The organism is Nonomuraea monospora, from assembly GCF_039531895.1.
Classification (GTDB): Bacteria; Actinomycetota; Actinomycetes; order Streptosporangiales; family Streptosporangiaceae; genus Nonomuraea; species Nonomuraea monospora.
Genome location: NZ_BAAAQX010000001.1, coordinates 47,929 through 61,540, shown reverse-complemented (window position 1 = coordinate 61,540; position 13,612 = coordinate 47,929). Strand labels below are relative to the sequence as shown.

Annotated in this window: 12 protein-coding genes; 8 read left to right on the top strand and 4 right to left on the bottom strand. The window is 70.9% G+C overall.

The window, feature by feature from the left end; genetic code table 11:
• The first annotated feature begins 69 nt into the window (after positions 1-69).
• Together ABD331_RS00280 and ABD331_RS00275 are read left to right on the top strand one after the other, a co-directional pair.
• A complete protein-coding gene (locus ABD331_RS00280) occupies positions 70-669 on the top strand; it encodes a TetR/AcrR family transcriptional regulator (RefSeq protein WP_344470056.1) in 600 nt (199 codons plus the stop codon).
• A 75-nt stretch (positions 670-744) separates the two neighbouring features.
• Complete coding sequence (locus tag ABD331_RS00275) at positions 745-1,734, top strand: AurF N-oxygenase family protein (protein ID WP_344470054.1); 990 nt, start codon at positions 745-747, stop codon at positions 1,732-1,734.
• On the opposite strand, the gene ABD331_RS00270 is transcribed toward ABD331_RS00275, so the two are convergent.
• Positions 1,691-2,461, bottom strand: coding sequence for a class I SAM-dependent methyltransferase (locus ABD331_RS00270; RefSeq protein WP_344470053.1), 771 nt, complete (start codon positions 2,459-2,461; stop codon positions 1,691-1,693). The two genes, ABD331_RS00275 and ABD331_RS00270, sit on opposite strands and share 44 nt — an antisense overlap.
• A 50-nt stretch (positions 2,462-2,511) precedes the next feature.
• Here ABD331_RS00270 and ABD331_RS00265 point away from each other — a divergent pair, with 50 nt between their 5' ends.
• Both ABD331_RS00265 and ABD331_RS00260 read left to right on the top strand, forming a co-directional pair.
• Positions 2,512-3,351 carry a copper resistance CopC family protein gene (locus tag ABD331_RS00265; protein WP_344470052.1) on the top strand — a complete coding sequence of 280 codons (840 nt, stop codon included), beginning with the start codon at positions 2,512-2,514 and terminating at the stop codon, positions 3,349-3,351.
• The gene (locus ABD331_RS00260) at positions 3,348-4,379 is read left to right on the top strand and encodes a copper resistance D family protein (protein ID WP_344470050.1); all 1,032 of its coding nucleotides are present in this window, start codon (positions 3,348-3,350) and stop codon (positions 4,377-4,379) included. The genes ABD331_RS00265 and ABD331_RS00260 overlap by 4 nt, the downstream gene beginning before the upstream one ends.
• Before the next feature lie 129 nt (positions 4,380-4,508).
• Here the strand turns inward: ABD331_RS00260 and ABD331_RS00255 are convergent, their stop codons facing one another.
• From ABD331_RS00255 to ABD331_RS00245, 3 genes are read right to left on the bottom strand one after another with little or no spacing between them, the layout of a single operon-like run.
• A complete protein-coding gene (locus ABD331_RS00255; protein ID WP_344470048.1) occupies positions 4,509-5,702 on the bottom strand; it encodes a hypothetical protein in 1,194 nt (397 codons plus the stop codon).
• Positions 5,703-5,751: 49 nt separating this feature from the next.
• Positions 5,752-6,543 (bottom strand): class I SAM-dependent methyltransferase, encoded by a 792-nt coding sequence (locus tag ABD331_RS00250; RefSeq protein ID WP_344470046.1) that lies wholly within the window; start codon positions 6,541-6,543, stop codon positions 5,752-5,754.
• A gap of 26 nt (positions 6,544-6,569) precedes the next feature.
• A complete protein-coding gene (locus tag ABD331_RS00245) occupies positions 6,570-7,877 on the bottom strand; it encodes a cytochrome P450 (protein ID WP_344470045.1) in 1,308 nt (435 codons plus the stop codon).
• Between the two features lie 222 nt (positions 7,878-8,099).
• Between ABD331_RS00245 and ABD331_RS00240 the strand changes: the two genes are divergently transcribed.
• The 4 genes from ABD331_RS00240 to ABD331_RS00225 all read left to right on the top strand — a co-directional run bounded on the left by ABD331_RS00240 (position 8,100) and on the right by ABD331_RS00225 (position 13,311).
• Entirely contained in the window at positions 8,100-8,507 is a 408-nt protein-coding gene (locus ABD331_RS00240; RefSeq protein WP_344470043.1) for a PaaI family thioesterase, read from the top strand.
• Positions 8,508-8,594: 87 nt separating this feature from the next.
• A complete protein-coding gene (locus ABD331_RS00235; protein WP_344470041.1) occupies positions 8,595-9,023 on the top strand; it encodes a nuclear transport factor 2 family protein in 429 nt (142 codons plus the stop codon).
• Positions 9,024-9,148: 125 nt separating this feature from the next.
• On the top strand, positions 9,149-12,466 hold the full coding sequence (locus ABD331_RS00230; protein WP_344470039.1) for an alpha/beta fold hydrolase: 3,318 nt from the start codon (positions 9,149-9,151) through the stop codon (positions 12,464-12,466).
• Positions 12,463-13,311 (top strand): ABC transporter permease, encoded by an 849-nt coding sequence (locus ABD331_RS00225; RefSeq protein ID WP_344470038.1) that lies wholly within the window; start codon positions 12,463-12,465, stop codon positions 13,309-13,311. The genes ABD331_RS00230 and ABD331_RS00225 overlap by 4 nt, the downstream gene beginning before the upstream one ends.
• Positions 13,312-13,612: the final 301 nt, after the last annotated feature.

Sequence of the window (13,612 nt, the reverse complement as noted above, 5' to 3'; positions counted from 1 at the left end):
TCATACCAGAACAGATCACGCCCGGTTTGTCCTATAAATACTAATGATCAGAAGTTAGAGTTACACGCTGTGACAACAGGTTTCAGCCGATTACGGCGCGAGGATTTGCTGAAAACGGCCTGCGAGGTGATCGCGGAGCAGGGATTCGGGCACACCAGGACCCTGGACATCGCCAGGGCCGCGGGAGTCAGCCAGGCCCTGCTCTTCTACCACTTCGAGACCAAGGAGCGGCTGTTCGCCCAGGCGTTCAGCTATGCCGCCCGTCAGCATCTGAACGCGCTGACCGACGTCGAGGACTCGGCGGGCACGCCGATCGACCGCCTGCGCTCCCTGCTGCGGCTCTGCTCCCCCGCGATCCCCACCGAGGGCTGGCGGTTGTGGATCGACGCCTGGTCCGAGGCCATGCGCAGCGTGGAGCTGGAGGAGACGTCGCGGCGGATCGACGCCAGGGGCCGCACGCTGATGCGCGGCATCATCGAGGCCGGCGTCGCCTGCGGCGAGTTCGAGTGCCCCGACCCCGACTCGACGACGTGGCGGCTGTTCGCGCTCATCGACGGGCTGGCCGTGCAGACGCACGCGCATCCCAAGGTGTTGTCACGGCGCAGGGTCAACGTGCTGATCCGCTCGGCGGCGGCGAGCGAGCTGGGGGTGCCCGCGGACAAGCTGTGAAACCTGTGGTCCTCACTCTTCCCAGGCTTATTGGATTCTCCGTACAATTACTGGGCGAGGAGAGGAGCGCACGCGATGACATCCGCACCGAGCTCTACCGCCGCCAGAGAACGCGACGAGCAGGTCGCGAACCGCAACGCCTACCGCGCGGTCATCGAACGCCTCTCGAAGGCGTCGGTCGACAAGCACTGGGAGCCGTACCGCGACATCCCCTGGGACGACCCCGAGTTCCAGGTGGACCAGACCGATCCGCGCTGGGAGCTGCCGGGGGTGGACCGGCTGGGCGGGCACCCCTGGTACCTCAGCCGCTCCCCCGAGGTACGCGCCCGGATCGGCCTGTGGCGGGTCGCCACCGCCATGAAGGTGGGCCTGCAGTTCGAGAACCTGCTCAAGCGCGGGCTGCTCAACTACGCCTACCGGCTGCCGAACGGGTCCCCCGAGTTCCGGTACGTCTACCACGAGACCACCGAAGAAGCGCATCACGGGATGATGTTCCAGGAGTTCGTGAACCGCACACGGCTCCCCATCCGCGGCATGCCGGGGCCGCTGTCGGTCGTCGCCCAGGTGGCGCCCTGGATCCCGCTCATCTCCACCGAGCTGTTCTTCGTGTTCGTGCTCGGCGGCGAGGACCCGATCGACCACGTCCAGCGCAGGCTGCTCAAGGACGGCCGGGTGCACCACCCGCTCGAAGAGACCATCATGCGCATCCACATCGCGGAGGAGGCCAGGCACATCTCCTTCGCCCGGCACTACCTGCGCAACCGGGTGCCGCGCATGCCCGCCTACCGCAGGCTGCTGCTCGGGATCGCCTCGCCGATCATCCTCGGCGTCATGGCCCGCATCATGCTCGCCCCGCCCGGCCCGATGATCCGGCGCTTCCGCATCCCCGCGAGCGTCGTCACCGAGGTCTACCTGCGCAACCCCGCCGCCAAGCAGGAGATCCGCGACTCCGTGGGCAAGACGCGCGAGCTGTGCGCCGAGATCGGGCTGATCAACCCGCTCACCCGGCGCATCTGGCAGGTCATGGGGATCTGGGAGGACGCCGCGCCGTCAGCACCTCGGTGACCGCCGTCCGCTCCCACCGGCCCGACGGGTTGGCCGCCAGCAGCTCCCGCCTGGCCGTCTCCACGAAGGCCCGCCTCCTGTCGCCGAGGCGGGCCGGCGCCGAGTAGGAGTAGGAGAGCTGCAGGCCGATCACCGCGTCCAGGTCGTAGGGCAGGTGCTCCTCGTAGTGGGCGCGGTCCAGCACGCTGAACGGCGAGGTGGCCAGCACGTCGTCATGGTGCTCGCCGGTGGCCTGGAACGAGCTGGACGCGGTGAAGGTGTTCACCCCGAACGCCTCGCGGACCCGCCGCATGACCGGCTCCCACGGCTCCTGCGGATCCTCCCTGGTCGGGCCGACCAGCGCCACGACGCCGCGCGGCGGCAGCAGCTCGTCCAGATCCGCCAGCACCGCGCGGCGGTCCATCCAGTGGAACGACCTGCCCATCACGACGTGGTCGAACGCCGGCAGATCGTGCAACGTCGTCGAGTCGCCCTTGATCCACCGGATGTTCCCCGTCGCCCCGGCCAGGCGACGGCCCTCGGCCAGCATCTCCTCGTCGGGATCCACCGCCAGCACCCGCCCCACCCGCCCCGCCAGCGGGATCGCGATCGTCCCAGGGCCGCAGCCGAGGTCCAGCACCGTGCTGCCCTGGCCGAACGTCATCGCCAGGTGCTGGATCGCCGGATCGCCGTAGCGGGGACGGTACTTGGCGTAATACGGTGCCGCGCCGCCGAACAGGTCTTCCATGGGTGGGACCATATACGGGTCCGCAAGAGGTTGACGGAAGGTTCTGATCTGTGAGGCGGCTACTCACCGTCCTGCTGCTCGCGCTCGCCGCCGCCGGAGTCATGTGCTCCCCGGCGTCGGCGCACAACGTGCTGATCGGCAGCGACCCGGAGGACGGGGCCACGCTGACGGCCTCGCCCGCGCAGGTGACGCTGGTGTTCGACCAGGCGGTGCGGCAGGGGTACGCGCAGGTGGGCGTTACGGGGGCGGACGGGTCGGCCTGGGCCGACGGGAGTGCCGTGGTGGCGGCCGAGCGGGTGTCCGTGAAGGTCAAGCCGTTGCCTGCCGGGAGGGCTTACGTGGTGGGGTATCGGATTTTGTCGGCCGATGGGCATCCGGTCACGGGGAAGATCAGCTTCACTGTGGCGGCGGGGGCTTCCGGGGTGGCTTCCGGGGGTCCTGTGGGTGGTTCCAGCGCCGATGCGGCCGAGGCGGCGGCCAATGGGGGGGCTGGGATGGCTGTGGTTTGGGTCGTGGGCGCTTTGCTGGTGCTGGCTGCTGGGACGGCTGTCGCCCTGCGCCGCACCACCCCGACCGCACCCGCCGCCCAGCCCACCGCCGCCCAGCCCACCGCCGCGCAGCACTCCGGCGCCCAGCTCACCGCCGCGCAGCCCACCGGCGCCCAGCCCGCACCCGGCGCTCCGGCTCCGGCCGCACCCGGCGCTGCGGGCGTCGCGCGCGCGGGTGTCGGCACGCAGGCTTCCGGCGCGGGGACCGCGGGCGCAGAGGCAGCCGGAATCGCCAGCCGGACCGCGAGCACGGCTGCGTCCGAGAGCGCCAGCGCGCCGGGCCGGGCCGGGGGCGCGGAGGGTGCCGGGGTGGCGGGTCGCGGCGAAGGGGCGGGCGCGTGACCGCCGTAGCCCCTCCCCTGCCCCGCCAGCAGATCGGCGGCCGGCTGGTGGCCGGCGCGTTCGGCGTGTGCGCGATCATCGCCGCCATCGCCGCCAGTTCGTTCACCGCCCAGCAGTCCGTACCGGGCATCCCCATGCCGGGCCCCGTCGTGTCGATCGGGCTGCCGATCGTGCGGGTGCTGCTCGACGTGTCCGCCGTGGCCGTCGTCGGCCTGAGCCTGCTGCCCAAGCTGCTCGGCTTCAAGGCGCCAGAACGTACGGAGCCGGTCATGCTGCGGGTGCGCCCGCTGGCCGTGATGGCGGCCTGGGCGTGGGCGATCTGCGCGCTGGTGACGATCGTCCTCCAGACCGCCGAGCTGAACCCCGGCGCCGTCCCGACGTTCGGCATGATCGCCGGATATATCGGAAGTGTCGGCACGGGCCAGGGGCTGCTGTTCAGCGCCGCGTGCGCCCTGGCGGCGGCCGGGATCGGCCTGATGGCGGTGCGGTTCGGCGAGAAGGTGCCGGCCGAGCTGCGGATCATCGTGGCGCTGTTCGGGCTGCTGCCCATCCCCGTCACCGGCCACGCGGTGAACTCGGTCTGGCACGACCCCATCATGATCTCGATGGAGATCCACGTCATGGGCGCGGCGGCGTGGACGGGCGGGCTGATCGCCACCGCCATCTTCGTCGCGCCGCACCGTGACCTGCTGGCCGTGGTGCTGCCGAAGTTCTCCAGGATGGCCACCGTCTGCCTGTCGCTGGTGGCGCTGTCCGGGCTGGTTACCGGCTTGGGGACGATGGCGCTCACACCCGGCGTGACGCTGCCGGACGCCATCGTGACCAGCCACTACGGACTCCTCGTCGTGGTCAAGACGGCGTTGGTGGCGCTGCTGGTGCCGCTCGCGGCGCACATCCGCTTCCGGCTGCTGCCGGTCATCCGCCGTGGCGGGGCCACCGCTCTGGCGGGGTGGGCGACGGCCGAGGTGGGGATCATGGGGCTGGCGTACGGGGTCGCGGTGGCGATCACCCGCGCCTCGATCGCCTGACCCCCACCGTCGTGCCCGCGTGACCTCCGCGCCTGCCGTGAACCCGTCCAGACTGCGCTCCCGTCCACGAGCGGCGCCACGCGAACGGCCCCCTGCCGAAAGACAAGGGGCCGTTCTCCGTCCGATCTCCTAAGCCAGCGGCGCGGCCGGTGCGATCACCGGCCGCGGCAGCGCCTCGATCGGCCGCTGCCTGCGCCTGCCCGCCATCCACTCGATGGCCAGCCAGGCGACGAGCAGCCCCAGCCCCGCCCACACAGCGGACGGCGTGGCCAGCGGAGGCGCCCCCGACAGCCCTTCCTGCCCGGTGATCGCGCCGTACACGGGCCCCATGATGGCGTTCTGCGCCACCAGAGCGCCGTACGCGATCGCCGTCACCCCGGCCGCCCCCAGCACCGCGCGCACCACCGGCACGCGTACCAGGAACGCCAGGTCCACCAGCAGCCCGGCGACGACCATGAAGAACGGCACCGCCGACGGCGGGAAGCCGGTGAAGGTCAGCAGCGGCCAGATCAGCGTCCTGAACAGCACGTAGCTGCCCGCCACCAGGGTGGCCGCGCCGAACCTGCCGACCATCGCCCTGGCCACGACCAGCACCGTCAGCACGCCCACCACGGCGTACACCGGATACAGGTAGTCGGGCACGGGCAGGGTGAAGCCGGCCATCATGGTGCGGTCGATGGGCCGTCCCATCTGGTCGGCCGCGAACTGGAGCAGGATCGGCTCGGCGTAGGTCGCGCCGTTGTCCCACGCGCCGAGCGACAGGATGCCGTACTCCTGGTGCTGCTCGGGGAAGTGCATGTTCTCCAGGAAGAACGCGAAGAACGCGCCGAGCACGACGACCCGTTCCCGGCCCTGCCGCGCACCCAGGTACCAGCCGCGGATCACGCCCGCGATCATGAAGAACGTTCCAACGTAGAGCAGGATGTGCGACGGGCTCCACGAGGTGATGTCGAGCCCGTTGACGCGGTGGTTGATCAGGTCGAGCGGCACCGCGACGAGGAAGGTGCCGGTGCCCCACTGGATGAGCCGGAGCGCGATCTTGTCGACGCCGTACCCGGTGTAGCCGTGGATGATGGTGAGGGCGACGACGATGGCCGTGCCGGCGGAGTTGAGCAGGTGCGGTGGGGCGAGGTCGTCACGCAGCCACTTGAAGTGCCACGAGACGTCCCATGCCGAGCCGAGCACCTTGAGCGTGAACGCCGCCAGCCAGCCGAAATAGAGCACCCTGAACAGGTCTTGGGGGGTTTCGCGGCCCGCCTCGCCGCGAGTCCAGTAGGGCAGGGCCCAGGCGGCGGCCCTCTTGAACGATGCTGGAGACTTCACGGCAGAGAATCTTACGGTCATCTGCCCCGTACAGTCCGATCGCGGGGCCTCACCTCGCCGAGGCGCGCAGGGAGTACATGAGCGGGATCCTGGGGGCGCCGGCGGGCCACCGGTAGGCGCCGTCGGATTCGACCAGGCCGGCGAAGCGGCGGAACAGCGTGTGGTCGTGCTCGTGGAGGAACTCGACGCGCAGCCCGGCCGCCGCGATCGCGCTGACGACGTCGCCGACGCCGTGGTCGAACTGCACGGAGGTCTGGTATTCGAGGACGTCGTCGCCGGTGTAGGTGTACGGGTACTCCCAGACCTGCGCCTCGCGGTTGAAGTAGTCGCGCACGACGCGGGTGCCGGTGTCGTCGTCCAGCATGTTCTGGAACGGGTGGAACTCCGCGAGGTAGAGGAAACCGCCGGGGTTCAGCAGGGCGACCACCGTCTCGGCCCAGCGGGTGAGGTCGGGCAGCCACACGAGGGCGCCGAGGCCCGTGTAGACGATGTCGTAGGTCTCGCCGAGCGCCTGAGGCGCGTCGTAGACGTCGGCCGTCACGAACCTCGCGGGCAGGCCGCACTCGGCGGCGAGGCTCCTGGCCTGCTCGATCGCGGCGCCGGAGAAGTCGAGGCCGGTCACCTCGGCGCCGAGCCTGGCCCAGGAGAGGGTGTCGAGGCCGAAGTGGCACTGCAGATGCGCCAGGCGGCGCCCGGCCACGTCGCCGATCTCCGCCAGCTCGAACGCCCGCAGCGGGCTCCGGCCGGCCTTGAAGCCTGCCACGTCGTAGAAGTCGCTGGCGACGTGGATGGGGACGCGGGCGTTCCAACTGGCCTCATTGATCCGCAGATAGTCGTCCATGCCGGTGATCGTAAGGTTTTTCGCGTTCAGTTCCGGCGGCGCAGGCGTACCGGGAGGTGTTTGAGCCCGTTCTGGAAGTTGGAGGTGAGCCGGCGCGGGCTGCCGGCGAGCTCGACGTCCCAGGCCAGCAGCTCCCTGAACAGGGAGCGGAACTGGGCGCGGGCCAGATGGGCGCCGAGGCAGAAGTGCGGGCCGAAGCCGAAGCTGACGTGGTCGTTCGGGGTGCGGGCGACGTCGAAACGGTCGGGGCCGGGGAAGACGGACGGGTCGCGGTTGGCGGAGGCGTGGTAGACGACGACCTTGTCGCCCGCCTTGACGCGCCGGTCGCCGAGGGTGAGGTCGCGCGTCGCCGTCCGCCTGAAGTGCATGACCGGCGGCCAGAAGCGCAGCATCTCCTCGATCGCGGAGTCCAGCAGGGAGGGGTCGGCGCGCAGGCGGGCCAGCTCGGCGGGGTGCTGGAGGAGGGACAGCAGGCCGCCGGGGATGCCGTTGCGCAGGGTCTCGTTGCCGGCGACGGCGAACAGGAAGAACATATTCTCGAACTCCGCCTCGGTCAGGCCACCCTCGCGCATCGCCGCCATGACGGACTCGCCGTCCACGGGCGTCTCCGCCAGCGCGTGGGCATAGGCGAACATGTCGGACAGCGCGGCCCTCGCTCGCGGGTTGACGCCCGGCCTCAGCTCGGGCCTGGCCGCGAGCGCCAGTCGGCCCATGGGGGTGAGCGAGGCGACGTCCGCCGTGGACAGGCGCGCGTAGTCGTCGTCCTGGTAGCCGATCACGCGGGACGCCCAGTCGTACAGCAGCCGCTTGTCCTGCGCGGGGACGCCCATGACGTGCGCGAGCGTCCACACGGGCAGGTCGGCGGCCACCTCCACGAAGTCGCACTCGCCCGCCTCGAACAGCGCCGCCGCCCGCTCCGCGATCGTGCGCTCCAGCGCCCGCACGGCGCGCGGCGTGAACGCCGCCGCCACGATCCTGCGCAGCCTGGAGTGGCCAGGCGGGTCCATGTTCAGCATCTGCGACTGGACGAAGCGCAGGTCGGCGGGGGTGTCGGGGTCGCGGATCTGGGTGGCGCCGAGGTGCGAGGAGAAGTCCTCGCTGGTACGCAGTACGTGCTTGACGTCGGCGTGCCTGAACACCGCCCAGAAGCCGGGGCCCTCGCGCCAGGGGCCGATGGGCGGCTCGGGGATCCAGCGGACGGGCGATTCTTCCCTTAGGCGGGCGAACAGCTCGTACGGGACGGCCGTTTCGTAGGTGGACGGGGTGAAGATCTCGACCACGGACGGCTGCGCGCCGTCGTCCACACGGGCCGCCGGGTGAGCACCGTTCGACATGCCGTCCTCCCGTTCTCCCGTTCTCCCGGACCGGTTTCCCACAGCCGCACCCGGGGCCGCCACATCTTGCCCACAGCCGCGCCCGGGGTTGCAGCCCCTTGCCCACAGCCGCGCCCCGGCTTGCAGCACCTTGCCCACAGCCTCGTCCGGGGCCGCGGCGCCTTGTCCACAGGCTCTTCGCAGGGCCTCTCCAGCACCCCGTCCAGCGTGCATGATGAGCCCGTGACTCCAGAAGACGCAGAGGCGATTCTCCAGGAATACTTCGCCCCCTGGATCAAGCAGCTCGGCCTGCGGGTGGAGGAGGTGGGCGACCGCCACGCCCTCGTCCGGCTCCCCTGGTCCGACGACCTGGCCAGAGAGGGGGGCGGGCTGTGCGGGCAGGCCATGATGGCGGCGGCCGACACCGCCACGGTGCTCGCCGTCTCGTCGGCGCGCGGCGGGTTCGTGCCGATGACCACGGTGCAGCAGTCCACGACGTTCCAGCGGCCGGTGGTGGGCAAGGACGTGCTGCTCGACGTGCGCATCACGAAGCTGGGGCGCACGCTGGCGTTCACCGAGATCACGTTCACGGCCGAGGGCAGCACGGAGACGGCCGCCCACGCCACCACCGTCTACGCGATCATGGGCTGACTTACCTCTCAGGTAATCGCCACGCCGCACCTATCCGAGGAGACTGACACATGCATCGACCGCTTAATCGGACTTATGGGATGAATCATGACTACTTACGACACTGTGCAGGAGCTGTTGCGCCGGATCGGTGAGGGTGACGCCGAGCGGGTCGCCGAGTTGTTCGCCGAGAAGAGCGAGTGGCGCTTCAACTGGCCCGCCGAGGGGCATCCCGCGGTGCCGTGGATCCGGCCTCGTTCGAGCCGGGCCGACGTGGCCGAGCACTTCCGCATGCTGGGGGCGTACCACGTGCCCGAGCTCAACGGCACCTCCGTCGCGCGGATCCTGGTCGACGGCGACGACGCCGTCGTGCTCGGCGACATCGCGCAGACCGTCGCGGCCACCGGCCGCTCCTACACCTCCCCGTTCGCCCTGCACCTCACGGTCACCGACGGCTTGATCACCCGCTACCACATCTACGAGGACAGCCTCACCGTGGCCAGAGCGCTCTCCGCCGAGAACCTGCAGGCGTCATGACCGGCGCCCCCGTCCCTCTGCGGCGAGTCCACGACCCACCCGCCCACCTCTCTTAGCACCTTTCAGCAGGTCCCGGCGCCACTCCGTCTCAGGGATCTCTCAGGTGCGGAAAGTAGGCTCACCGCATGAAGCGTGTGGCCGCCCTGGTTGCGGCACTCGCCCTCATCGGGGTGACGACCTGGCTCGTGTGGCCGTCGGCACCCGAGGTGCGAGGCCAGGACCAGCAGATAACCGTCGTCGACGGACCAGCCGACGACCAACGGGTCGAGCTCGATACGACGTTCTTCGCGCCTCCCGACGGCGGGAAGGCGCCCGCCGTGCTGCTCGCCCACGGGTTCGGCGGCAGCAAGCAGAGCATGCGCGACCAGGCGGTCCGCCTCGCCCAGCAGGGCTACGCCGTGATGACCTGGTCGGCTCGCGGCTTCGGGCGCTCGACCGGGCAGATCGCGCTCAACTCGCCCGACTACGAGGTCAAGGACGTCAAGCAGCTCATCGACTGGCTGGCCAAACGGCCCGAGGTCGCTCTCGACGCCGCCGGCGACCCTCGGGTGGGGATCGCGGGCGGGTCGTACGGCGGGGCCATCGCGCTGATGACGGCGGCCTTCGACCAGCGAGTGGACGCCATCGTCCCGCAGATCACCTGGTCGGACCTGGCCGACGCCCTCTTCCCCAACGCAGCCACGCAACCGTCCGGCACTGGGGCCACTGACACGCAACCGTCCGACACCGACACCGACACCGACGGCAACGCCGACGCCGCTGACGCCCAGCCCTCCGGCACCGCCCAGCCCTCCGGCACCGCCCAGCCTTCCGGCACCGGGACGACTGCCGCACAGCCGACCAACGCCGCCCAGCCGACCGGCACCGGGGCGATGGCCGCACAGCCGACCGACGCCGGGGCGGCTGCCGCGCAGCCTGGCGGCACCGGCACTGGGGTTGCGGCCACGCAGGCCGGGGGTCAGGGTGCCGGGGGTGCTGCCACGAGCGGGGTCTTCAAGCGCATGTGGGCCGGGATCTTCTTCGGCCAGGGCGTCTCGCTGGACGCCACGTCGCTGCTCGGACGCAGGGAGGCCGCGGCCGGGCCGCTGACGGAGGAGCAGGCGCGGTGCGGCAGGTTCCTGCCCGAGGTCTGCGCCATCTACCAGCAGGTCGCCAAGGACGGCCGGGCCACCCCGGAGGCGGTCGAGCTGCTGCGCAAGTCCAGCCCGATCACCGTGGCCGGGCAGATCAAGGCCCCCACCCTGCTCATCCAGGGCCAGCGCGACTCGCTCTTCCCCCTCGGCCACGCCGACGCCAACGCCAAGGCCATCGCCGCGGCGGGCACCCCGGTGAGCCTGGCCTGGTTCGACGGCGGCCACGACGGCGGCAACGGCGAGGCCGATTGGCTCTTCGACCAGTCGGCCGCCTGGTTCGCCCGCTACCTCAAGGGCGAGGGCGCCGGGCAGGCCGCGCCGCCGGTAAGCGCGTTCACGGTGACGCGTGACGGCGGACGCGACCCCGGCACCCGCCAGCGCATCCGTCTCCACCCGGAGGCCGCCTCCTACCCGGGCCTCACCGGCACCGACACCACCACCGTCGCCCTCAACGGCCCCGAGCAGAACATCGTCAACCCGCCCGGCGGCGCCCCCGCCTCGATCTCGACCGTGCCGGGCATCGGCGGGCTGCTGGGCGGCCAGAACACCGGCAGCGGCGTCTCGATCGACATGCCGGGACAGAGCGCCACGTTCGAGTCAGGGCCTCTCACCGCTCCCCTTCAGCTCACCGGGAGCCCCAGTGCCAAGATCAGAGTGACGGGTGAGGGCGAGGCGACGCTCTTCGCGAAGCTGTACGACGTGGCCGACGACACCCAGCTACCCACCTTGCCCGCCGGGCTGGTGGCACCGATCCGGGTGATGATCCCGGAGGGGGCGGGCAGTGCGGAGGCCACGGTCAGCCTGCCTGCCGTGGATCATCGCTTCGCCGTGGGGCATCGGCTGCGGCTGGTCGTGACCACGACCGACATGGGCTTCGCCACTCCTGCGCAGCCTGCCGCCTACCGGGTGGCGCTGGCGTCGCCCGCCGTCAGCGTTCCCACCGTCGGCACCTTGGCCGCTGCTCCTACCGGGGTGGCGTGGTGGGTGTGGGCGATGCCGTTGGCCGCTGTGGTGGTCGCGGGGATCGTGCTGGCTACCGGGCGTACCACGACGCGGTCCCGGATTCGGACTGCTGGGGTGACGGGTGGCGGGTCGGCGCAGGATGATCCCGTTCTCGTGACCGCCGCCGCCGGGAGTGGTGCCGACGGTGGCGCCGCCGACGGGGGAAGCGATGACGGCGGGCGCGATGGTGACGCCGGTCGGGTGGTTGTGGGCGGCCGGGAGGACGGCGTGGCTGCCCACAACGGCGACGGCGCGTCACCGTCAAGCAGCGAGGTGTCTGCGGCGAGCAACGGTGCGTCGTTGGCGAGCAGCGCCACATCGGCAGCGGGCGGCGGGACGTCGGCGGCGAGCAGCAGCGCGTTGTCGGCGGACAGCGGAACATCGGCCGCGAGCAACGGCGCATCGGCGGCGAGCAGTGGCGCATCGGCAGCGGGCGGCGGGACGTCGGCGGCGAGCAGCGGCGCGTTGTCGGCGGACAGCGGGACGTCGGCCGCAAGCAGCGGCGCATCGGCGGCTGACAGCGGGACGTCGGCCGCGAGTAATGGTGCGTCGGTGGGTGGCCCGGCCGAGGTGCCGTTGGAGATCAGCGGGCTGACGAAGGCGTACCGTAACGGCGAGCTGGCCGTCAACAACCTGTCGTTCCGGGTGGAGCGCGGCCAGGTCCTGGGCCTGCTCGGCCCCAACGGCGCAGGCAAGACGACCACGATGCGCATGATGATGGGCCTCATCCAGCCGGACGCAGGCGAGATCCGCATCTTCGGCGAGCAGGTGACGCCGGGCGCGCCCGTGCTGTCCAGGCTGGGGTCGTTCGTGGAGGGGCCGGGCTTCCTGCCGCACCTGTCCGGGCGCGACAACATCCAGTTGTACTGGGCCGCCACCGGCCGGCCCCCGGCCGACGCGCACTTCGACGAGGCGCTGGAGATCGCGAACCTCGGCAAGGCGCTCGAACGCGCCGTGCGTACGTACTCGCAGGGCATGCGCCAGCGGCTGGCCATCGCGCAGGCGATGCTCGGGCTGCCGGACCTGCTCGTGCTGGACGAGCCCACGAACGGGCTCGACCCGCCCCAGATCCGGGAGATGCGGGAGGTGCTCAAGCGGTACGCGCGCGACGGCCGTACCGTGATCGTGTCCAGCCACATGCTGGCCGAGGTGGAGCAGACCTGCAGCCATGTGGTGGTGATGCAGCGCGGACGGCTGGTGTCGGCCGGTCCCGTGTCGCGGCTGCTCGGCTCGGCCCCCACTGTCGCCAACGGGCACGGGCCGCGACTGGAAGACGTGTTCCTCGACCTCATCGGAGACAAGCAATGACCGCCGCGACCGGCTACGCGCCGAACCGTACGCTGCCGTTGCGGGTGGAGATCGTCAGGCAGTTCAAGCGGCGGCGCACGCTGGGCATGTTCGCGTTGCTGCTGGCTCTGCCGTGGGTGCTGGTGATCGCGTTCCAGATCGGGCCGCAGTCGAGCTCGCAGGGGCAGTCGGCGCTGCGCATGTCGGATCTGGCGACGCAGAGCGGGCTGAACTTCGCCGCGTTCGTGCTGTCGGTGTCGGCCAGTTTCCTGCTCGTGGTGGCGGTCGCGCTGTTCTGCGGCGACACGGTGGCCAGCGAGGCCAACTGGTCGTCGCTGCGGTACCTGCTGGCGGCGCCGATCCCGCGCGACCGGCTGCTGCGGCAGAAGCTGATCGTGGCGCTCGGCTACTCGGCGGCGGCGGTGATCTGCCTGCCGCTGATGGGGTTGCTCGCGGGCACGCTGGCGTTCGGCTGGGACGACATCACGGTGCCCGGCACGGGAGAGACCATCCCGGCTCTGGACGTGCTGCCGCGCTTCGGGATCGTGATCGGGTACGCGCTGGTCAGCCAGCTTGTCGTGGCCGCCCTGGCGTTTCTCATCTCCACCATGACCGACTCCCCGCTCGGCGCCGTGGGCGGGGCGGTCGGGTTGTGGATCGTCTCCACGATTCTGCAGGCGGTCGAGGCGCTGGGGGCGTTGCGGGAGTTCCTGCCGACGTTCTGGAACACGGCCTGGACCGATGCTCTGGTGCCTGAGCTGGACTGGAGCGGGATGGTGAAGGGGGCGTCCGTGTCGATCACGTATGCGGTGATTCTCATCGCGGTGGCGTTCCGGCGGTTCCGGCGTAAGGACGTGGTGAGTTAGGGCCGGAGTGTCTGGAGGACGTGGCGAGGCAAGACCACGGTGTGTGATGGACGTGGCGAGTTGGAGCTGCGGTGTGTGAAGGACGTCGCAAGGTAAGGCTGCGGTGTGTGGAGGGCGTCGCGAGGCAAGGCCGCGCTGTGTGAAGGACGTCGCGAGGCAAGGCCGCGCTGTGAAGGACGTCGCGAGGCAAGGCCGCACTGCGTGGAGGGCGTCGCGAGGCAAAGCAGCGGTGTGCGTGGAGGGCGTCGCGAGTTGAGCGGTGAAGGGTGTGGTGGGCTGGAGTTGGGGCGAGAAGGCGGGG